Genomic DNA, 19,386 nt, shown 5'->3' with positions numbered 1-19,386 from the left:
GCGCCCCGCAGAAGCGGGGCGCGCTCCCGGTCAGGGAAGGCTAGTGGTGGTTACCGCCGACGGTGCAACCTGGCCCAGGCGATACTTCAGCGACTGGGGCTGGCCACTCATCAATGCAGCATAGTACGTAGCGTTGGAAAGCACATTCTTCACGTATGTGCGCGTTTCGTTGAACGGAATGGTCTCGGCGAAGATGGCGCCTTCGACCGGGCGCGTCAGCGTGCTGCGCCAGGCCTTGGGCCGTCCCGGCCCGGCGTTGTAGGCCGCCGAGGCCAGCGTCCACGAGCTGTCCAGGTCGGTCAGTACCATGCTCAGGTAGTTGGTGCCGAGCACGATGTTGATGTTGGGATCCCCCATCATCGACGGCGAGAACTCCGCCATGCCGATCTTGCGCGCGACGTACTTGGCCGTGGCCGGCATCACCTGCATCAGGCCATGCGCACCGGCCGACGAGCGCGCGCTCATGATAAAGCGCGATTCCTGGCGGATCAGGCCATAGGCCCACGCCATGTCGAGGCCGACGTCGTCGGTGGCGCGCTGCATGAGCTCACGATACGGCATCGGGAAGCGCAGCGAGAAATCATGCTCGGCGCGCGTGCGGTCCGCGGTATTGACGGTGCGGTCCAGCAGCTCGATCCGGCGCGCATACTCGGCCGCGGCCAGCAGCTCGCGGTCGTTCATGCCACGCAGTTCCCAGTTCCATTCACGGGTGCCCTCGAAGCGCAGGTTCAGGTTGTAGAACTTCTGCGCGCGCTGGAAGCCGGCGCGGCTGCGCATGGCCATGGCTTCGGCATCGGTCACCGTGGTGCGCACCGGCAACGTGATGCGGTTGCCCAGCTCTTCGGTGGCCAGCTGGCCGTAGAAGTTGAACTGGCCTGCGATCTGCTGGAACTGCTGCTGGGCCTCGGCATCGCGACCATCGGCCTTCAGCGAGCGGCCGTACCAGTAGGTCCAGGCCGGATCCTTGGCGCGCAGCTGGGGGCGCATCATTTCGATGGCCTGCCGCACCTGCTTCCAGTCGCCCTGGCGCAGCGCCGCACGCACGCGCCATTCCTGGGTTTCGTCGGACAACCACTGGTTGCCGCCCAGGTCCATCTGGCGGCGGTAGTAGCCGGCGGCGTCCGGCAAAAGCTTCTTGGCGGCGTACTGCCCCACCACGCCCCACGCCGCGCCCTGCTCGTCGCGCGACAGGCTGCCGGCGCTGGCGGTCAGGTAGGCCGCGGCCTGCGACGGGTCATTGCGCGCCATCTTGACGATGGTGGCCAGCATGTCGCTGTCCATGCGCGCATCGGGCACCGTGGCCGCGATCCTGGCGGCCAGCGAAACCAGGTTCTGTTCCAGCGCCTGGCGCGTCTGGAAGGCAACATCGCTGCGCTGGATCTGCTGGCTCTGCACCAGGTAGCTGATCAGGTCGACGCAGCCTTCGCCGTAGTAGCGCACATCGCTCAGCACGTTGCGCGTATCGGCCGCCACGTTCTGGCCCTTGAGCGCGCGCGACAGCAGCGCGTAGCACTCGACCTGCGTGTCGTCCTTGAGCACGAACTGCGGGTACTCCGCGTCGAAGTTGGCCCAGTCGCGCTTCTTGCCGAGCACCAGCAGCCAGTCGTTGCGCATGCGGTCGGCAATGGCTTCGCCCTTGTAGCGCTGCAGGAAGGCGCGCACCTGGTCATCAGGTGCATCGATGCGCGCCAGGCCGCTGCCGTCGAACATTTGCGGCTTGATGCGGAAGTACTCGACGTATGACGGAATCGGATAGTCCACCAGCGTCGCGGAGATCGCATAGGCGCGGTCCGCGTCGTTCTTGCGCGCCGCTTCGCGCAGCGCCGTGAACGCATCATCCGGGTCGGACGGGATGACCGGCGGCTGGGGCGCGCGCACGGCCGGTTGCTGCGGACGCTTCTGCGCCAGCACGGGGGTGGCAAGCAAGGCACACGCCACGGCGACCCATGCGGCCCGGCCGGCACGCCGCAGATATACTCCCTTCAGCATTCTTTGCTTCCTTGTTGTCGACGCGAGGCCGCGCCCGTCATGCCAGGCCTATCGCCACGCATGCGCGCCGCCGCCGTCAGTGTTGGTTTGTTCGCAGACATTATCCCACGCCATGTCAGCCACCCATACGCCTTCGCCGCCACCCGGCAACGGCGCCGAAGAAGATCGCCGCGCGCTGCGCACGCGCCTGCTCGCACAACGCGCGGCGGTGTCCGACCGCGCCAGCGCCGAGGCCAGCATCGCCGCCAGCCTGCTGCCTTTGCTCGAGCGGCTGGCGATCCGCTGCCTCGGTTTTTACTGGCCCATCCAGCAGGAATTCGATGCGCGCGCCGTCGTGACCCGGTGGCTCGCCGCGGACACCAGCCGCCATGCCGCGCTGCCGGCGGTCAGCCGCCCCGGCGTGCCGCTCGACTTCCATCTCTGGACCCCGCAGACCCCGATGGTCAAGGGGCACTACGGCATTCCGGTACCGGACGGCACCGACGCAGCCCAGCCCGATGCCTTGCTGATTCCTTGTGTCGGTTTCAGTGCCGACAAGTTCCGTCTCGGTTACGGCGGCGGCTTCTACGACCGCACGCTGGCCGCCATGCCGACGCCTCCAGTCGCCATCGGCATCGGCTTCGAGGCCTGCCGCATCGCCCTGCAGGCCCGGGAACATGATTTGCCGATGGACTGGATCGTCAGCGAAGCGGGCGTGTTCTGACGCCAGCACTAACCTAACGGTGAAACAGCGCGATGCTTTAGGACTCAGCTGGCTTGCACCAGCTCGTCCACGAGCATGCGCATGCAGCGCCAGTGCGAGCCTTCCCAGAACACGCGGCGGCACTGATCGCAGGTGACGAAGCGCTCATGGCGCTCCAGCACCGCCGGCGGCACGCGCCCCGCCACGGCCTCGCGCGCGACGTGCTGCAGCGGTACGTTGCAATCGAGGCAGAGCGAAAACGGCCGCGCGCTGCGGGCCAGGTCGAGCCGGCTGAAGATCTCGCGCACCTGCGGCGTGGACTTGATCGCGCGCACGTAGCAGCCATGGGTGATGCCGCGGCGCTTGAGCAGCTCGCGATCGCGCGTCAGCACGACACGGCCTTCCTGCGCGGCGATGCGCTCGATTTCGCTGTCTTCGAAGTGATTGTCGTAGAGGGTGTCGAAGCCCATCATGCGCAGCAGGTGCGCCAGGCCGCCCAGATGGGCGTCGGCCACGAAGCGGAGAATCCGCAAGGGGTGCGCGCGTACCCGCAGCAGCGGGGAGACATCGAGGCATTCGAACTTGGGATAGACCGAGACGCGGTCGCCATCGCTCAGGATCCGCTCAAAGCCTGACGACTCACCGTTGACCAGGATGAGTTCGACCTCGGTATGCGGCACGCCCAGTGCCTCGATCATGTGCTTGACCGTGGCGGCGCGCGCGCATGGGCAGGACAGGTCACGCCCGCGCTGGTCCGGCGCAAGGAAGTCGTTCAGTTCCTCGTAGAAGCGGAAGGTGGCGGTGACCATGACACCGAGTATGACACCGATGGCACCGTGTCGGCACTCAGCCCTTCTGGTTCGCCAGGCGCAACGCCGCCTCCACCGCCATCTGCGCCCACGGCGTCATCGCCGTCCGCGATTCCAGGCATTCCGGCGGCAGCGTCAGGTAGTGGCGCAACGTCACCTCGCCCCTTGACGAGACATAGCGGAACGCATGGCTGCCCTGAGCTTGAAAGCGCGCCAGCGTCTTGTCGTCGGCCTTGAGATAGCATTGCCCGTCGCTGACCAGCGCGAACATCAGCCCGTCGTAGAACAGGCCGTGGCCGCCGAACATGCGGCGCGCGGAGATCGCGCCGATGCGCGCCGCCAGCGGCCCCATCAGTTCGAGCAGGTGCTCGATGAAGGGATCGGGCCGGCGCGCGGCCACGCTCAGAGCTTCAGGCGCTGCCAGATCGCCTTGGTGGCGCCGGCGGCGTTGAGCGTATAGAAATGCAGGCCCGGCACGCCGCCCGCCAGCAGCCGTTCGCACAGCGCCGTGACCACGTCCAGTCCGAACGCGCGGATCGACTCGCGGTCGTCGCCGAAGCCTTCGAGCCGCTTGGCCACCCAGCGCGGCACTTCGGAGCCGCACATCTCGGAGAAGCGCATCAGCTGCGAGTAGTTCGTGATCGGCATGATGCCCGGCACGATCGGCACGTCCACGCCCATCGCGCGCGCATCGTCGACGAAGCGGAAGTACGCGTCGGCGTTGAAGAAATATTGCGTGATGGCGGAGTTGGCGCCGGCCTTCACCTTGCGCACGAAGTTCTCCAGGTCATGGCGCGGCGACTTGGCCTGCGGATGGTATTCCGGGTAGGCCGCCACTTCGATCTGGAACCAGTCGCCAGTCTCGGCGCGGATGAACTCGACCAGCTCGTTGGCGTAGCGGAATTCGCCGATCTCGCCCATGCCCGACGGCATGTCGCCGCGCAGCGCGACGATATGGCGGATGCCGCCGTCGCGGTACTGCTGCAGGATCGCGCGGATGCTCTCGCGCGAGGACCCGACGCACGACAGGTGCGGCGCGGCCTCGATGCCTTCGCGCTGGATTTCCAGCACGGTGTCGAGCGTTCCCTGCTGCGTGGTGCCGCCGGCACCGAACGTCACCGAGATGTACTTCGGGTTCAGCGGAGCGAGCTGCGCGCGCGTATTGCGCAGCTTCTCGGCGCCCTCCGCCGTCTTGGGCGGGAAGAATTCAAAACTGTAGTAGCGGTCTTGCATGATAGTGGCGCGCCGCGTTGGCGCGGCGCGCTTGATGGGACCCCGCGGCAGTGCGTGGCCGTCAGGCCGCGCGTTCGCCCAGCAGCAGGCTGGACAGCAGCCACGAGATCACGCTGTACAGGATGGAGCCCAGCAGGGCCGCCCCGAAGCCGCCGACCGAAAAGCCCGACAGCAGGTTGCCGACGAACAGGAACAGCAGCGCGTTGATCACGAAAATGAAGAGCCCGAGCGTCAGCACCGTCACCGGCAGCGTCAGGATCACCAGGATCGGCCGGATCAGCGTATTGACCAGGCCCAGCACCAGCGCGGCCAGCATGGCCGAGCCAAAGCTCTTCAGATGGATCGACGGCAGGATGTACGGCAGCACGAACAGCGACACGGCGTTGATGATCCAGACGATCAGCAGTCTCATGACGGCTCCTTGAAAGCGGTTTTTCCCCTCTCCCGCAAGCGGCAGAGGGGCCTTCACTTCAGATCAATAGCGGTAGTGATCGGCCTTGTACGGGCCTTGCTTCTGCACGCCGATGTAGGCCGCCTGCTGCTCGGTCAGCTCGGTCAGCTGTGCATTCAGCTTCTTCAGCTGCAGGCGTGCCACCTTCTCGTCCAGGTGCTTGGGCAGCGTGTAGACCCCCACCGGGTACTTGCCGCTGTCGCGTTCCTGCCAGAGTTCGATCTGCGCGATGGTCTGGTTGGCGAACGAGCTGCTCATCACGTACGACGGGTGGCCCGTGGCGCAACCCAGGTTCACCAGGCGGCCCTTGGCCAGGATGATCAGCTTCTTGCCGTCGGGGAACTTGACGTGATCGACCTGCGGCTTGATCTCGTCCCATTCGTACTTCTCGATCGAGGCGATGTCGATCTCGTTGTCGAAGTGGCCGATGTTGCAGACGATGGCCTGGTCCTTCATTTTGGCCATGTGGTCATGCGTGATGACGTGGTAGTTGCCAGTGCAGGTGACGAAGATATCGCCGTGCTCGGCGGCGTAGTCCATGGTGACCACGCGGTAGCCTTCCATCGCGGCCTGCAGTGCGCAGATCGGGTCGATTTCGGTGACCCACACCTGTGCCGACAGCGCACGCAGTGCTTGTGCGCTGCCCTTGCCCACGTCGCCGTAGCCTGCGACCACGGCGACCTTGCCGGCGATCATCACGTCGGTGGCGCGCTTGATGCCGTCCACCAGCGATTCACGGCAGCCGTACAGGTTGTCGAACTTGCTCTTGGTGACCGAGTCGTTGACGTTGATGGCCGGGAACTTCAGGTCGCCCTTCTGCGCCATCTGGTACAGGCGGTGCACGCCGGTGGTGGTTTCCTCGGTCACGCCGCGGATGGCGGCGAGGTTGCGGCTGTACCAGCTCGGATCCTGGGCCAGCTTTTCCTTGATCGCGGCGAACAGGAAGGTCTCTTCCTCGCTGCCCGGATTGGCGATCAGCGAAGCGTCCTTCTCGGCCTTGGCGCCCAGGTGCAGCAGCAGCGTGGCATCGCCGCCGTCGTCCAGGATCATGTTCGGGGTGCCGCCGTCGGCCCAGTCGAAAATGCGGTGCGTGAAATCCCAGTATTCCTTCAGCGACTCGCCCTTGAAGGCGAACACGGGGGTGCCACCCGCGGCGATCGCGGCGGCGGCGTGGTCCTGCGTCGAGAAGATGTTGCACGAAGCCCAGCGCACATCGGCGCCCAGTGCCGCCAGCGTTTCGATCAGCACGGCGGTCTGGATCGTCATGTGCAGCGAGCCGGCGATGCGCGCGCCCTTGAGCGGCTGCGCGGCGGCGAATTCGTCGCGGATCGCCATCAGGCCCGGCATTTCGGTTTCGGCGATGGCGATTTCCTTGCGGCCCCAGCCGGCCAGGCCGATGTCGGCCACGAGGTAATCTTGCTTGAGGTCGGTCACAGCGTTCATGTTTCACTCCCGGTGAAGAGTGGACGACGGTGACGGGCGGGAAATCGGGCCGCGCTTCCTGAAGGCACGAAACGCGATGCGTAACGTGCGCAACACCAATGAAGCGGGCGGATAGGTCGACTCGCCACCGTGCGAACCACGGATCAGCGAGCGCCGTTTGAGACAGTCCGAGCCTGGCGGAGGGCATGTTACGCCACGATCCGTTGCAACGCTCCTCGGAGTGGCGGTATTGTAGCCTGCCGGCGTGAACCCGTGCAAAATGCCGCCGGCTTTTTTCCGCTCACCTCTCTGACATGATCCCGACACCACCCCGCACCCTCACCATCGCAGGTTCCGACTCGGGCGGCGGCGCCGGCATCCAGGCCGACCTCAAGACCTTCTCCGCGCTGGGCTGCTTCGGCATGAGCGCCATCACCGCCATCACCGCGCAGAACACACTCGGTGTCAGCGGCGTGCATGCGATTCCCGCCGACATGGTGGCGGCACAGATCGACGCGGTGGCGAGCGATCTCGGCGTCGACGCGGCCAAGACCGGCATGCTGGGCACCGCCGCCATCGTCGAGGCCGTCGCCGCGGCGGCGGACCGCCACGGCATCCGCAAGCTGGTGGTCGACCCCGTGATGATTTCCACCTCCGGCGCGACGCTCTCCGATGACGCCACCAGCCAGGCCATGGTGCGCCTGCTGTTTCCGCGCGCCGTGCTGGTGACGCCTAACCTGCCCGAAGCCTCCTATCTGCTCGGCCGCACCATCACGCGCCGCGCAGAGATGGAGCAGGCCGCCGCCGACCTGATCGCAATGGGCTGTCCCGCGGTGCTGCTCAAGGGCGGCCACCTCGACGATGATGGCCCGGCCAGCACGAACGGCGCACTGGACGACCTGCTGATGCTGCCCGACGGCACCGTGCGCGTATTCACGCACCCTCGCATCGACACGAAGAACCTGCACGGCACCGGCTGCACGCTGGCTGCCGCCATCGCTGCGCAACTGGCGCGTGGCGACACACTGGAAGACGCGGCGGGCAAGGGACTGGACTATGTGGCGCGGGCGATTGCCGCCGGCGCCGGCCTGAGACTGGGCGCGGGCAATGGCCCGCTCAACCACGCCTTCGCACCGCGCGTGCTGGGCTGAACGGAGACGATATGCAGCCACTGAACGACATCGACCTGCGCGAAGACACCGCTGCCGCGCGCTACGTCAAGGAAGAGCAGGTACAGGTGATGTTTGCCGCAAAGGCCGGCGAGCTGGAAAGCCGCGAAGGCCCCAACCGCTACCGCGTCGGCGATGCCATTGTCACCGGCGCGACCGGCGACCGCTGGGTCGTCTCGCGCGAGCGCTTTGATCCGAAGTACGTGGCCCTGGAACCCTCGGCACACGGCGAGGACGGCCCCTACCGCAACAAGCCGGTGCCCGTGCTGGCGCGGCGCATGGAAGAGGCCTTCAGCATCGCCCGCTCCGATGGCGGGGATGTATTGCACGGCAAGCCGGGCGACTGGCTGATGCAATACGCGCCTGGCGACTACGGCATCACCGAGCAGGCGCGATTTGCGGCGGTGTACCGCCGCCTGCCGGACTGAATCAGTTGCCGCCGCTGGACAGCGGCACCAGCTTGAACGCGGCGCGTGCGACGCACACCACCGTGCCCGAGGCGTCCTTGACCTCGCCCTCGCAGAAGGCGATGCGGGCGCCCCGGCGCATGCAGCGGGCTTCGAGCGTCAGCTCGCCGCGCGCCGCTGCCAGGAAATGTGTGGACATATCGATCGTGATCACGCCGGTTTCCGTGGGCGCGTGCGAACGCGCCGCGCCGCTCAGCGTGAAGTCCAGCGTGGCCATCAGCGTCCCGCCGTGCACGTCGCCGCGGCTGTTCACGAGCTGCGGGTGCGCGGGCAGGCGCGTGCGGCAATAGTCCGCTTCGATCAACTCCGGCTGCAGGCCGAAATAGCGCATCAGCGGGACGTCGATGCCGAAGTAGGGCTTTTCAGACGTGCCGGGGGCGGCGGGGACGATTTCGATCGGGCTGGACATGGTGGGAAACGCTGGATGATTGGCCGGGGATGCAGCACGACATAATAGCGGCGGGGTCGGATTCGGCTCCCGTGGCTGGGCGAATGTCGCACAAATCTTGGCCTGACTTCAATTTGCGAGGCCAAGCCGATCCACAAGCTCATCAAGCGTTACTGTGGACTCGCTCCCCGCGCGAACACGGGCAGTATTGTCTGCCCGATGCAGATCTTCGAGATATTTCAAGTGCCGCATGATGGCTTCGCGTGCATGGGACGTCTTCGTGCGACTTGTCCGCTTGGCTAAGGCTTCCAGGCGCTCCTCAATGTCGGCAGGTATCGGATGGCAAGCATGACGGGCTGCAGCTCTGCTACGCAAACATAGCGAGCATGGTATCCCGTCAAAGCTCGGGCTGCCTCGCTACCGTATGAGGCTTAGCCAGTGGGAAACAGGTTGACCAGATGCGCCACGGCTGCCGGAACGTCGTCGGCCTCCGTGATGGCCCGCACGACGGCAGCGCTGCCGACGCCGACCGCTAGCACCTGGCTCATGTTCGAAGCATTAACACCGCCGATTCCCACCAGCGACGGAATCACCGGCTGCATCAGCTTCACATATGCCTGGAAGCGACCCATCCCTTGCGGCGCCGTCGGCATGACCTTGGTGGTAGTCGGGAAGATCGCGCCGAGCGCGAGATAGCTCGGCCGGATCGCCGCGACGCGCACCATCTCCGCATAACCGTGCGTGGACACGCCCAAACGCAGGCCTGAGGCCCGCAGGGCGTCGAGATCGGCCTCGTCCAGGTCTTCCTGGCCAAGGTGGATGCCATAGATACCGCTGTCGCCACCGCTGGCGGCATGCAGTTCAACAGCAATCTGCCAGTGGTCATTGATAAACAACCGCGACTGCGACCCCTTCGCGGCCTGCGCTGCACGCGCGACTTCCGCACGCACAGCGGCAGGATCCTCCGACTTGAAACGCAACTGCACCGTGGGCACGCCCAGCGGCACCAGCTTCTCGATCCATTCGGCGCTAGGCACCACGGCGTAAAGGCCGAGCGCCGGCGGGCACGGCGCAAAAGCCGGCACGGCGGCTTCCGGCGCCACCAGCGCGGCATGGCGCACACGCGGGAAGCGATCGAACTCCGTCGGCCATTCGGCCGAGCCCGGACGCCACGCACGTGCCAGGCACAGCGCGTCATGCGCGGGGAAATGCAGCGACAGGCTGGCCAGCAGCACCGCGACGAATGCCGGCGAGTGCGCATGATCATCATCCGCGCGAGCGGAAAGTACCCACGTGCCCATCGGCGAGCGCACGGTATCGATCCACTGTCCGCCTTCGCGGTCGGTTTCGATCAGCGTGGCGCCAGCCGCGGCCACGCGTGCGATCACGTCGGCATCGGCCTCGCCATCGGACAACAGCACATCGTGCGCCCCCGGGCTGGCAGGCGCGTCAGCGAGCCGCCATGCCTGCCACGGGTGATCGGACACGCCAAACGTTTCGCCGTAGTGTTCCAGCACGGCCTGGCGCAGCGGGCCGTCGCTCGCAGCATGGATCGCGTGGCGGGTCATGCGCGATGCTCCGCGCCCTCGGCGTGCCAGAACGGCATGCCGACCACCGGGGTGCTGGCCTGCGCGACTTCGCGCTCGGGCATCGGCCCCGCCAGGTAGGCGGTGCGGCCCGCTTCCACGGCCTGCGCGAACGCGCGTGCCATGTTGACCGGATAGGCGGCCTGCGCCACGGCGGTATTCAGCAGCACGCCGTCATAGCCCCACTCGAGCACCTGCGCCGCGTGCGACGGCAGGCCCAGGCCCGCGTCGACGATCAGCGGCGTGTCCGGCAGGCGCTCGCGCAGCACGCGCATCGCATGCGGGTTGACGGCGCCGCGGCCGGTGCCGATCGGCGCGGCCCACGGCATCAGCGCCTGGCAACCGACGTCGAGCAGGCGGCGGCACAGCACCAGGTCTTCCGTGCAGTACGGCAGCACCTTGAAGCCTTCCTTGATCAGCGTTTCCGCCACGGCGGGCAGGTTCAGCGTGTCGGGCTGCAGCGTGTAGTCATCGCCGATCAGCTCCAGCTTGATCCAGTCGGTCTCGAACACCTCGCGCGCCATCATGGCGGTGGTGATGACTTCTTGCGGCGCAAAGCAGCCGGCGGTGTTGGGCAGCACGGGCACGCCCAGCGCCTTGAGCATCTGCCAGAAGGCCTGGCCGCCCTCGCCTTCGCCCACGGCGCCCTGGCGGCGCAGCGCCACGGTCACCATGGCCGGGCGCGAGATTTCCACGGCCGCCTGCAGCGTGGCCGGCGACGGATAACGGGCCGTGCCCAGCAGCAGGCGCGAGTCGAAGGACTCGCCATAAAGCACGAACGGGTCGCGCAAGGTTTCTGTCGGTTCGAATGTCATGAGGTTCAGCCTCCCGTCACGGGTTGGACGAGGTCGATGCGGTCGCCGGCCGCGAGGAGCGTGGCCGCGTGCGCCGCGCGCGGCACGAACTGGCCGTTGACCGCCGCGGCGAACGGCGGGGCAATGTTGGCCGCGACCACCGCGTCCGCCAGGGTGGCGGCGTCGGCAACAACGAGGGGGCGGCCATTCAGCAGGATATCCATGGGTTCAGCTTCAGTGCAGCAGGCCGGTGCGGCCCACGGGGGCCTCGGCGAGCGCGGGTGTTTCCGTCACGCCCTCGATCATGCCGGGCCAGCGCAGGGCGGCCGGCACCGCATGCGCGGCCGGGTCATCGTTGAGCAGCGCGTTCACCACCTCGCACGCCGCCTCGGTCACTGCCGGTGCGATCAGGAAACCGTGCCGGTACAGCCCGTTCACGCGCACCACGCGCGCCTGCTGGTCCACGCGGATCACGGGCAAGTGGTCGGGGCGCGTAGGGCGGCACTGCACGTTCAGTTCGAGCACGCGCGCCTCCCCAAATGCCGGATGCAGAGAATGCGCCGCCGACAGCAGCTCGAGCGCGGAACGCACGCTCATCGGCGAATCGTCCTCGCTTTCCAGCTCGGTGGCGCCGATCACATAGAGATCATTGGGCTTGGGTGCGATATAGATCGGGTAGCGTGGATGCAGCAGGCGCACCGGGCGGTGCAGCTTCACGTCGGGCGCATGCACGCGCACGACTTCGCCACGCAGCCCGCGCAGGCCAGGCAACGCGCCTCGACCGTCCTTGCCCGGCTCGGCGGGCCATGCGGCGCGCGCACCAAGGCCGCGGCAGTCGAGCACTACGCGTGCGCGAATGCCAAGCGATGGCAGCATAGCGACGTCTACATCTCCGGCTTCCCACACACAATGCACGCCGTCGCTGACCGCGCACGACAGCAGCGCGCGCAGCGCCCCACGATTGTCGAGCTGGCCTTCGCCGGACAGCAGCAAGCCTTGCGGAAAACGTCCTGCCAGCGCGGGCTCGACCTCGGCCACGCCCTTGCCGTCCAGCACGCGCATGCGCTGCGCCACCAGTTCCGGAGGCGATACGGCACGCACCCTGCTCGTGAACAGGGACATTTCGCCACGGTCGCGTGCATGCCATACCACAAGCGTACCGTCCTCCTGGAAGAACACGGGCTCGCGCAACTGCATGACCCAGGCGCGCCAGAGGCCGACGCTGGCAATGCCGAGGTCGACGATACGGCGCTCCGCGATGGCCGACTCTGCAAGCGGCGCCAGCATGGCGGCCGCAACGTGCGCGGCGGAGCCCGAACCGTCGGGGCTGCCACGCTCGACCAGCGCCACGCGCGCGCCCTGGCGCTCGAGAAGCCAGGCGGCCAGCCGCCCGGCCAGGCCGGCACCAAGGATGGCGACATCAAAGGACTGCACTGCTGTCATGGATGTGTGCCGGCTACCTGCGCAATCGACGCGGCTTCCGGCCTCCTTTTACGGATAGCCCGCCGCGCGGGGCGCTGCGCGACAGGCGGAACGAACGGGGGCACGGTTGCGAACCATGCCCGTACTGCCTTACGAGTAGATCTTGCTGCCCTTCTTCAGGAACTCGATCGACTTCTCTTCCATGCCCTGCTGCGCTTCCTTCGGCAACGAGGCCGCGTAGTCGCGCACTTCCTGCGTGATCTTCATCGAGCAGAACTTCGGCCCGCACATCGAGCAGAAGTGGGCGATCTTGGCGCCTTCGGCCGGCAGCGTGGCGTCGTGGTACGAACGCGCGCGTTCCGGGTCCAGGCCGAGGTTGAACTGGTCTTCCCAGCGGAACTCGAAACGCGCCTTGGACAGCGCGTTGTCGCGCAGCTGCGCGCCGGGCCAGCCCTTGGCGAGGTCGGCGGCGTGGGCGGCGATCTTGTAGGTGATGATGCCCTCGCGCACGTCTTCCTTGTCCGGCAAGCCGAGGTGCTCCTTCGGCGTCACGTAGCACAGCATGGCGGTGCCCATCCAGCCGATATTGGCCGCGCCGATACCGCTGGTGATGTGGTCGTAGCCCGGGGCAATGTCGGTCACGAGCGGTCCGAGCGTGTAGAACGGCGCTTCATAGCAGTGCTTCAGCTCTTCATCCATATTGGCCTGGATGCGCTGCAGCGGCACGTGGCCCGGGCCTTCGATCATGACCTGCACGTCGTGCTTCCATGCCTTGGCGGTCAGCTCGCCGAGCGTGCGCAACTCGCCGAACTGCGCGTCGTCGTTCGAGTCCGCGATGCAGCCCGGACGCAGGCCGTCGCCGAGGCTGAACGACACGTCGTAGGCCTTCATGATTTCGCAGATCTCGTCGAAGTGCGTGTACAGGAAGTTTTCCTTGTGATGCGCCAGGCACCACTTGGCCATGATCGAGCCACCGCGCGAGACGATGCCCGTCACGCGGTCAGCCGTCAGCGGCACGTAGCGCAGCAGCACGCCGGCGTGGATCGTGAAGTAGTCCACGCCCTGCTCGGCCTGCTCGATCAGCGTGTCGCGGAACATCTCCCAGGTCAGGTCCTCTGCGATGCCACCGGTCTTGTCCAGCGCCTGGTAGATCGGCACCGTGCCGATGGGCACCGGCGAGTTGCGCAGGATCCATTCACGCGTTTCGTGGATGTGCTTGCCGGTCGACAGGTCCATGATGGTGTCGGCGCCCCAGCGGATCGACCACACCATCTTTTCCACTTCCTCGGCCAGCGACGAGGTCACCGCGGAGTTGCCCAGGTTGCCGTTGATCTTGACGCGGAAATTGCGCCCGATCGCCATCGGCTCCAGCTCGGTGTGGTTGATGTTGGCGGGAATGATCGCGCGGCCCGTGGCGATTTCGTTGCGCACGAATTCCGGCGTGATGTCTTCCGGACGCAGCGGCAGTCCCGCGCCCAGCGCGTTGCCCGGGTGCTGGCGCAGCAGGGCCTTGTATTCCGGCTTGTCATACAGCGCCTGCAGGTTCAGCGACTCGCGCAGCGCCACGTATTCCATTTCCGGCGTGATGATGCCCTTGCGCGCATAGTGCATCTGCGACACATTGGCGCCGGCCTTGGCGCGGCGCGGGTTGGTCAGCTGGGCAAAGCGCAGGTGCGCGGTGGCGGGGTCGTTGGCGCGGTCGCGGCCGTATTCCGACGAAAGACCCTTGAGAATTTCAGTGTCGCCGCGCTCGTCGATCCACTTCGCGCGCAGCGCCGGCAGGCCGGCCTTCAGGTCGATATGCACGTCCGGGTCGCTGTAGGGGCCCGAAGTGTCGTAGACGGGGATCGGCGGGTTGGGCATATCGCCCTTCTCGGTCCGCGTGGACGTTTGCAGGATGGTACGCAGCGGCACGCGGATATCCGGGCGGCTGCCGGTCAGGTAGGTCTTGCTGGAAGCCGGGTAGGCGAATTTCTGGTCGAGATCGCTTTCGAGCGATTCGAAGGAAGCAGCGGGGGCAGTACGGGCCATGGGTGTCGTCCTCTCTCTTGCGGGGTGGACGAAACCAGGAGCCCTGTGAGCGCCGCCGGGGCCTGAGGCCTGGAGGCGAGTCCCGGAGGGACAAGAGCGTTTGGTCTTGCTAGAAACTTCCCACGCCGGCATTAACCGGATCGGGTTCGAAGGGACTCTCTCAGCTCGCACGGCCCATCCGTACGGCACCCCTGTTTCATCCAACGGGGTGAATTTAAGCACAAGCCCCCGGCCGGCGCCAGTGCCAGTTCCCACTCATTCGTGGTGCCACAGCTGTGCGCAGGAGTATCGAATTGCCGATGTTGCGCCGCAAGAATCGACAACAGGGGCACAACGGCGCACTCTTGTGGCGGCTACGTGCCCTACCATGCAATCAAATGGCCAGCTGACCCAGGAGACATCATGACCGACGCCGCCACGCATCGCGTCTTCAACCAGGTGCCGGATCTCGCGCACTACAACCTCTTTGGCTGCGATCCAATCGTCAGCGACGCGCTGGAGCGCCTTGGCGGCGGCTGGCATGCCGCAGCGCTGGCCGGCTATGGCGCACGCCTGGGCGAGCCCGAGGTGCAGGGCTGGGCCGCCGACGCCAACCGGTACGCGCCCGAACTGCATACGCACAGCCGCACCGGCGAGCGCATCGACCAGGTCACTTTCCACCCGAGCTGGCATGCGCTGCTGTCGCTGCTGCGCACCCAGCAACTGCAGGCGCTGCCGTTTGCCGAACCGCGCGAGGGCGCATGGATAGCGCGCACGGCGGGCTATTTCCTGCAGGCCCAGGTCGAGTCAGGATCGCTGTGCCCGACCACGATGACGTTCGCAAGCATTCCCGTGTTGCGCAAGGAAACCGCGCTGTTCGCCGAGCTCGAACCGCGCCTGTATGCGAAGGACCATGATGCGCGCGACCTGCCCTGGCGCGACAAGACCGCGATCATGATCGGCATGGGCATGACCGAAAAGCAGGGCGGCTCCGACGTGCGCGCCAATTCCACCGTGGCCCGCCCCGTGCGCGGCGAAGGCCGTGGCGCCGAATACCTCCTGACCGGCCACAAGTGGTTCTTCTCGGCGCCGATGTGCGATGCGCACCTTGTGGTCGCGCGCATGGGCGCCGAAGACGGGCCGCTGTCCTGCTTCTTCGTGCCGCGCTTTCGCGACGACGGCAGCAAGAACCCGATCCTGATCCAGCGCCTGAAGGACAAGCTCGGCAACCGCTCCAACAGCAGCAGCGAAGTCGAGTTCCGCGAGGCCACCGGCATCCTGATCGGCGAGGAAGGGCGCGGCATCCCGACCATCATCGAGATGGCGACCAGCACGCGGCTCGACTGCGTGATCGGCAGCGCCGCGATCCTGCGCGCCGCCTATGTCCAGGCCCTGCACCACACGCGCCACCGCAGCGCCTTCGGCCGCCTGCTGGCCGACCAGCCGCTGATGCGCAACGTGCTGGCCGACCTGGCGCTCGAAAGCGAGGCCGCCACGCTCCTGATGATGGAACTGGCCCATGCCTTCGAGCACGCCGACAGCGACCCGCTTGCCGCCGCGTGGAAACGCGTGGTGACGCCCGCAGCCAAGTTCTGGATCTGCAAGCGCGCGATCGAGGCCACGGGCGAAGCCATGGAAGTCTGGGGCGGCAACGGCTATGTCGAGGACGGCCCGATGGCGCGCCTCTATCGCGAAGCGCCGGTGAATTCGATCTGGGAAGGCTCGGGCAACATCATGTGCCTGGACGTGCTGCGCGCGATCCAGCGCACGCCCGATGACGCGGCGCTGCTGCTGCAGGACCTGTCGCGCCGCGCCACGTCCCACCCGGCCGTGCGCGCGGAGCTGGGTTCGCTCCAGGCCATGCTACGCCAGCCGGCGGAACAACTGGAAGCGAATGCCCGCCGCTTTGCACAGGGACTGGTGCTGGCCGCACAGGCCGCCTTGATGCTCGAACATGCCGACGCCGAAAACGCCGAAGCCTTTGTCGCGAGCCGGCTGGGCCGGCAGCATGGGCGCGTGTTCGGCACGCTCGACCTGGAAGCCGAAACCCTGAAGCGGGTGTTCGAGCGCGGCTGGAGCGCCTGAAGCCGGTACCGCGCCTCAGGCTTCCATGGGCTCTCGGATCCGCAGCAGCACGCGCGGCGCGTAGCGGATCAGGTCATGCGCGCGCTCGCCGATCATGATCGCGGGCGCGTTGGTGTTGCCGCCGACCAGCGACGGCATGATCGAGGCGTCGACCACGCGCAGTCCCTCGACCCCACGCACGCGCAGTTGCGGATCGACCACCGCCAGCGCATCCATGCCCATGCGGCACGTGCCCACCGGGTGGTAGATGGTGTCGGCGCGTTCGCGGATCATCTCGCGCACCGCCGCGTCATCGCTGCCGTCCGCCTGCAGATGCGCGGAATACAGTTCGCGGCCGCCAAAGCACGCAAGCTGCGGCTGGGCAAAGATCTGCCGCACGATTTTCACGCCGGCCACCATGTCGTCGAGGTCGCGCGGATCGGAAAGATAGCCGGGGTCGATGCGCGGCGCGCGCCGCATGTCGGACGAAGCAAGCCGCACTTCGCCGCGGCTGCGCGGGCGCAGCACGCACACATGGCAGGAATAGCCGTGGCCAAAGCGGATCGTGCGCATATGGTCGTCGGCCATGCCCACCACGAAATGGAGCTGCAGGTCGGGCTCGGCCAGCTCGGCACGGCTGCGCAGGAAGCCGCCCGCCTCGGCAAAGTTCGAACTCATCATGCCGGCGCGTTCGCGCCGGTAACGCAGCATCTCGGACAGCATGTGCACGGCGCCGCCCAGCGACAGGCCGAACAGCTCCGGCGCGGCGACGCGCTTGTGCAGGATGATGTCGAGGTGGTCCTGCAGGTTGCCGCCCACGCCCGGCAGGTCATGTACCACCGGTATCCCATGCTCGCGCAGGTGAGCGGCGGGCCCGACGCCGGAGGCCATCAGCAGCTGTGGCGAGCCGAAGGTGCCGGCCGACAGGATCACGTCGCGGCGCGCGCGCAGCAGGTGCTGGCGGCCATTGCGCACAGCCAGTACGCCCACCGCATGCCTGCCCTCGAACACAATGCGCAGCACCTGCATGCCGGTGAGCACGTGCAGGCCGGCACGTCCGCCGTTACAGGCCTTGTCGCGTGCGTTGCCGCCATGCAGGTAGGCACGCGCTGCGTTCCAGCGCTCGCCCTCATGCTGCGTGACCTGGTACCAGCCGACACCTTCCTGCTCCTCGCCGTTGAAGTCGTCGTTGCGCACATAGCCGGCCTGCTGCGCGGCGTCGATGAAATGCTGGCCGAATGGATTGGGCGTGCGCAGGTCCGACACATGGAGCGGGCCCGTGCCGCCATGCAGCGGATCGTCGTCGCTGCCCGCCACGCGCGCATTGCACTCGGCGCGGCGGAAATACGGCAGCACGTCGTCCCAGGACCAGCCGTCGCAGCCGGAGGCGGCCCAGGCGTCGTAATCGGCCGGACGGCCGCGCGTGTAGATCATGGCGTTGATCGACGAACTGCCGCCCAGCCCGCGTCCCCGCGGCTGGAAGCCGCGCCTGCCGTTCAGGCCCGGCTGGGGCACCGTCTCGTAGGCGTAGTTGCGCGCGCCGGCGCGCGGCAGCATCGCCGCGGCGCCCGCGGGTGTGCGCACCAGCACATGGTGGTCGTGATGGCCCGCTTCGATCAGCGCGATACTGTCGCTGCCGCTGTCGGCCAGCCGCCCGGCCAGGGCGCATCCGGCCGAACCCGCGCCGACAACGACATAGTCATACGTGGTTTCCATCTGTCTCCCCGCGACCCCGGAGATTGCGGCGGGGCGTACGCCCTCTGCCCGCTCCGGAGGATGGCAAGCCTGAAGACCAGTGTAGGCGCTGGCGCAGCGTGAAGTGAAGGCCGGTGGCCACGCGCCTTGCGACGTCGCAGGGCGCGCGGGACGGTCAGGAAACCAGCATCGGCCGGCTCAGCATGCGCGACAGCACGGCTTCCGGCGAGTGGGTATGGTCCGAGATGGCCTTCGGATCCAGGTAGATGGTCTGCTCCATCATCGCGCGGCCACGCATGGCTGCATGCAGCAACTGGTCGCTGAAGACGATCCAGGTCGATCCGGGCGGAAAGTGGAATTCCTGCTGCGGCACGCTGGCCTGATAGTCCAGATCCGCCTTGGCCAGATCGTGCAGTTGCAGCATGCGATGGTCATATTCCGAACGCGTGCGCTTGGTGATGTGCAGCAGCTTCATCAGCGCCGCCTGCCCGGGCCACATGCCGTGGGTCTTCGGCACAAAGCGCTGCGCAAAATCGGCAAACGGCTCGCCCACGCGCCACACGCGCGGCGCTTCCGGATCGATGTTGTGGAACACGCGCAGCAGGCGCTTCCCGAGCAGCGGATTCGACGGGAAGGAATCGACGTGCAAGCGCGTGTCGTCCTTGCGCCAGCTGACGGCGCGGCCGGCAATCTGGCTCGGGCGCAGCGACGTGCCCGCGCGCGTCATGTGCGGGCCGTACTCCGGGAACAGCGAGAGCACCAGCTTTTCGCTGAATTCGGCATAGCGGTGGATCAGGCGGTACAGGTCGGCGAGGTCCTGCTCGGTGCCTTGTGCCCCGCGCACGGCGGTGTCGGTGGCGCGCAGGTTGATGTTCTTGGACTTGCCATCCGAATAGCGGCTGTCGAGAAAGCGTTCCTCGCCCGGCTCGAAGCGGAAGTGCAGGTCGGGGAAATACAGCACCGCGCCTTGCTCGAGTTGCCGGCGCAAGTCCGCCTGCGTCGCGGCATCCACCGCGGGCGACCAATCGGTGTATGGCTGCGGACGGATCAGGTCGAGTTTTTCGGAAGAGGTAGCGGATGGCATGGGCTTTCTCGGTTTGCCGGATGGGCCGATTTTACCGCGTCATTTTTGCGTGATGACTTGATCACAACCATGCGCCGGCAACTCACCCAATAAAAAACCCCGCTGAGCGGCAGCCAGCGGG

General features: G+C 66.9%; 19 protein-coding genes and 2 riboswitches. Of the genes, 4 read left to right on the top strand and 15 right to left on the bottom strand.

All coding sequences use genetic code 11. The annotated features are described in order from the left end of the window. Positions 1 to 30: 30 nt before the first annotated feature. Positions 31 to 1,989 (bottom strand): lytic transglycosylase domain-containing protein, encoded by a 1,959-nt coding sequence (locus ACIGJC_RS01110; protein WP_483710202.1) that lies wholly within the window; start codon positions 1,987 to 1,989, stop codon positions 31 to 33. Between the two features lie 112 nt (positions 1,990 to 2,101). Between ACIGJC_RS01110 and ACIGJC_RS01105 the strand changes: the two genes are divergently transcribed. Continuing rightward, positions 2,102 to 2,692, top strand: coding sequence for a 5-formyltetrahydrofolate cyclo-ligase (locus tag ACIGJC_RS01105; RefSeq protein WP_483710201.1), 591 nt, complete (start codon positions 2,102 to 2,104; stop codon positions 2,690 to 2,692). A gap of 44 nt (positions 2,693 to 2,736) precedes the next feature. Here the strand turns inward: ACIGJC_RS01105 and ACIGJC_RS01100 are convergent, their stop codons facing one another. The 5 genes from ACIGJC_RS01100 to ahcY form a co-directional block, all read right to left on the bottom strand. Beyond that, complete coding sequence (locus ACIGJC_RS01100) at positions 2,737 to 3,480, bottom strand: Mut7-C RNAse domain-containing protein (RefSeq protein WP_483710200.1); 744 nt, start codon at positions 3,478 to 3,480, stop codon at positions 2,737 to 2,739. Between the two features lie 37 nt (positions 3,481 to 3,517). Continuing rightward, positions 3,518 to 3,880 (bottom strand): TfoX/Sxy family protein, encoded by a 363-nt coding sequence (locus tag ACIGJC_RS01095; RefSeq protein ID WP_483710199.1) that lies wholly within the window; start codon positions 3,878 to 3,880, stop codon positions 3,518 to 3,520. A gap of 2 nt (positions 3,881 to 3,882) precedes the next feature. Then, on the bottom strand, positions 3,883 to 4,713 hold the full coding sequence (gene metF, locus ACIGJC_RS01090; protein ID WP_483710198.1) for a methylenetetrahydrofolate reductase [NAD(P)H]: 831 nt from the start codon (positions 4,711 to 4,713) through the stop codon (positions 3,883 to 3,885). Positions 4,714 to 4,774: 61 nt separating this feature from the next. Next, complete coding sequence (locus ACIGJC_RS01085) at positions 4,775 to 5,125, bottom strand: phage holin family protein (protein WP_011296404.1); 351 nt, start codon at positions 5,123 to 5,125, stop codon at positions 4,775 to 4,777. 63 nt (positions 5,126 to 5,188) lie between these two features. Next, positions 5,189 to 6,607, bottom strand: a complete 1,419-nt coding sequence (gene ahcY / locus ACIGJC_RS01080; RefSeq protein WP_483710197.1) for an adenosylhomocysteinase — start codon at positions 6,605 to 6,607, stop codon at positions 5,189 to 5,191. Positions 6,608 to 6,748: 141 nt separating this feature from the next. Beyond that, positions 6,749 to 6,830, bottom strand: a riboswitch (S-adenosyl-L-homocysteine riboswitch). Between the two features lie 70 nt (positions 6,831 to 6,900). Between ahcY and thiD the strand changes: the two genes are divergently transcribed. Together thiD and ACIGJC_RS01070 are read left to right on the top strand one after the other, a co-directional pair. Next, entirely contained in the window at positions 6,901 to 7,737 is an 837-nt protein-coding gene (thiD, locus tag ACIGJC_RS01075) for a bifunctional hydroxymethylpyrimidine kinase/phosphomethylpyrimidine kinase (RefSeq protein ID WP_483710196.1), read from the top strand. A gap of 11 nt (positions 7,738 to 7,748) precedes the next feature. Next, positions 7,749 to 8,183, top strand: coding sequence for a PGDYG domain-containing protein (locus ACIGJC_RS01070; protein WP_483710195.1), 435 nt, complete (start codon positions 7,749 to 7,751; stop codon positions 8,181 to 8,183). 1 nt (position 8,184) lies between these two features. Here ACIGJC_RS01070 and ACIGJC_RS01065 read toward each other — a convergent pair whose 3' ends face one another. From ACIGJC_RS01065 to thiC, 7 genes are all read right to left on the bottom strand, one after another. Further along, positions 8,185 to 8,631 carry a PaaI family thioesterase gene (locus tag ACIGJC_RS01065; protein WP_483710194.1) on the bottom strand — a complete coding sequence of 149 codons (447 nt, stop codon included), beginning with the start codon at positions 8,629 to 8,631 and terminating at the stop codon, positions 8,185 to 8,187. Between the two features lie 108 nt (positions 8,632 to 8,739). Continuing rightward, entirely contained in the window at positions 8,740 to 8,985 is a 246-nt protein-coding gene (relB, locus tag ACIGJC_RS01060; RefSeq protein ID WP_483710193.1) for a type II toxin-antitoxin system RelB family antitoxin, read from the bottom strand. A 56-nt stretch (positions 8,986 to 9,041) separates the two neighbouring features. Continuing rightward, positions 9,042 to 10,178 carry a thiamine phosphate synthase gene (locus ACIGJC_RS01055; protein WP_483710192.1) on the bottom strand — a complete coding sequence of 379 codons (1,137 nt, stop codon included), beginning with the start codon at positions 10,176 to 10,178 and terminating at the stop codon, positions 9,042 to 9,044. Further along, the gene (locus ACIGJC_RS01050; protein WP_483710191.1) at positions 10,175 to 11,011 is read right to left on the bottom strand and encodes a thiazole synthase; all 837 of its coding nucleotides are present in this window, start codon (positions 11,009 to 11,011) and stop codon (positions 10,175 to 10,177) included. Before ACIGJC_RS01050 ends, ACIGJC_RS01055 begins: the two co-directional genes overlap by 4 nt. Before the next feature lie 5 nt (positions 11,012 to 11,016). After that, on the bottom strand, positions 11,017 to 11,214 hold the full coding sequence (gene thiS / locus ACIGJC_RS01045; RefSeq protein WP_483710190.1) for a sulfur carrier protein ThiS: 198 nt from the start codon (positions 11,212 to 11,214) through the stop codon (positions 11,017 to 11,019). A gap of 10 nt (positions 11,215 to 11,224) precedes the next feature. Then, positions 11,225 to 12,433, bottom strand: coding sequence for an FAD-dependent oxidoreductase (locus ACIGJC_RS01040; RefSeq protein WP_483710189.1), 1,209 nt, complete (start codon positions 12,431 to 12,433; stop codon positions 11,225 to 11,227). 129 nt (positions 12,434 to 12,562) lie between these two features. Further along, entirely contained in the window at positions 12,563 to 14,443 is a 1,881-nt protein-coding gene (gene thiC, locus ACIGJC_RS01035) for a phosphomethylpyrimidine synthase ThiC (protein WP_483710188.1), read from the bottom strand. A gap of 100 nt (positions 14,444 to 14,543) precedes the next feature. Further along, positions 14,544 to 14,646, bottom strand: a riboswitch (TPP riboswitch). Positions 14,647 to 14,845: 199 nt separating this feature from the next. On the opposite strand from thiC, the gene ACIGJC_RS01030 reads away from it, so the two are divergent. Next, positions 14,846 to 16,507 carry an acyl-CoA dehydrogenase family protein gene (locus tag ACIGJC_RS01030; protein ID WP_483710187.1) on the top strand — a complete coding sequence of 554 codons (1,662 nt, stop codon included), beginning with the start codon at positions 14,846 to 14,848 and terminating at the stop codon, positions 16,505 to 16,507. Between the two features lie 15 nt (positions 16,508 to 16,522). On the opposite strand, the gene ACIGJC_RS01025 is transcribed toward ACIGJC_RS01030, so the two are convergent. Then, positions 16,523 to 18,202, bottom strand: coding sequence for a GMC family oxidoreductase (locus ACIGJC_RS01025; protein WP_483710186.1), 1,680 nt, complete (start codon positions 18,200 to 18,202; stop codon positions 16,523 to 16,525). A gap of 154 nt (positions 18,203 to 18,356) precedes the next feature. Beyond that, positions 18,357 to 19,265, bottom strand: coding sequence for a Kdo hydroxylase KdoO (gene kdoO / locus ACIGJC_RS01020; RefSeq protein ID WP_483710185.1), 909 nt, complete (start codon positions 19,263 to 19,265; stop codon positions 18,357 to 18,359). Positions 19,266 to 19,386 lie beyond the last annotated feature (121 nt).

The sequence above is a fragment of the Cupriavidus sp. C3SS-1 genome, assembly GCF_057073755.1.
This window is presented reverse-complemented; position numbering and strand designations above follow the sequence as displayed.

What these genes read in the sequence shown, in the direction of transcription:
- ACIGJC_RS01110 (WP_483710202.1), bottom strand. Translation starts at nt 1,989, where the DNA reads ATGCTGAAGGGAGTATATCTGCGGCGTGCCGGCCGGGCCGCATGGGTC.
- ACIGJC_RS01105 (WP_483710201.1), top strand. Translation starts at nt 2,102, where the DNA reads ATGTCAGCCACCCATACGCCTTCGCCGCCACCCGGCAACGGCGCCGAA.
- ACIGJC_RS01100 (WP_483710200.1), bottom strand. Translation starts at nt 3,480, where the DNA reads ATGGTCACCGCCACCTTCCGCTTCTACGAGGAACTGAACGACTTCCTT.
- metF (WP_483710198.1), bottom strand. Translation starts at nt 4,713, where the DNA reads ATGCAAGACCGCTACTACAGTTTTGAATTCTTCCCGCCCAAGACGGCG.
- ACIGJC_RS01085 (WP_011296404.1), bottom strand. Translation starts at nt 5,125, where the DNA reads ATGAGACTGCTGATCGTCTGGATCATCAACGCCGTGTCGCTGTTCGTG.
- ahcY (WP_483710197.1), bottom strand. Translation starts at nt 6,607, where the DNA reads ATGAACGCTGTGACCGACCTCAAGCAAGATTACCTCGTGGCCGACATC.
- thiD (WP_483710196.1), top strand. Translation starts at nt 6,901, where the DNA reads ATGATCCCGACACCACCCCGCACCCTCACCATCGCAGGTTCCGACTCG.
- ACIGJC_RS01070 (WP_483710195.1), top strand. Translation starts at nt 7,749, where the DNA reads ATGCAGCCACTGAACGACATCGACCTGCGCGAAGACACCGCTGCCGCG.
- ACIGJC_RS01065 (WP_483710194.1), bottom strand. Translation starts at nt 8,631, where the DNA reads ATGTCCAGCCCGATCGAAATCGTCCCCGCCGCCCCCGGCACGTCTGAA.
- ACIGJC_RS01055 (WP_483710192.1), bottom strand. Translation starts at nt 10,178, where the DNA reads ATGACCCGCCACGCGATCCATGCTGCGAGCGACGGCCCGCTGCGCCAG.
- ACIGJC_RS01050 (WP_483710191.1), bottom strand. Translation starts at nt 11,011, where the DNA reads ATGACATTCGAACCGACAGAAACCTTGCGCGACCCGTTCGTGCTTTAT.
- thiS (WP_483710190.1), bottom strand. Translation starts at nt 11,214, where the DNA reads ATGGATATCCTGCTGAATGGCCGCCCCCTCGTTGTTGCCGACGCCGCC.
- ACIGJC_RS01040 (WP_483710189.1), bottom strand. Translation starts at nt 12,433, where the DNA reads ATGACAGCAGTGCAGTCCTTTGATGTCGCCATCCTTGGTGCCGGCCTG.
- thiC (WP_483710188.1), bottom strand. Translation starts at nt 14,443, where the DNA reads ATGGCCCGTACTGCCCCCGCTGCTTCCTTCGAATCGCTCGAAAGCGAT.
- ACIGJC_RS01030 (WP_483710187.1), top strand. Translation starts at nt 14,846, where the DNA reads ATGACCGACGCCGCCACGCATCGCGTCTTCAACCAGGTGCCGGATCTC.
- ACIGJC_RS01025 (WP_483710186.1), bottom strand. Translation starts at nt 18,202, where the DNA reads ATGGAAACCACGTATGACTATGTCGTTGTCGGCGCGGGTTCGGCCGGA.
- kdoO (WP_483710185.1), bottom strand. Translation starts at nt 19,265, where the DNA reads ATGCCATCCGCTACCTCTTCCGAAAAACTCGACCTGATCCGTCCGCAG.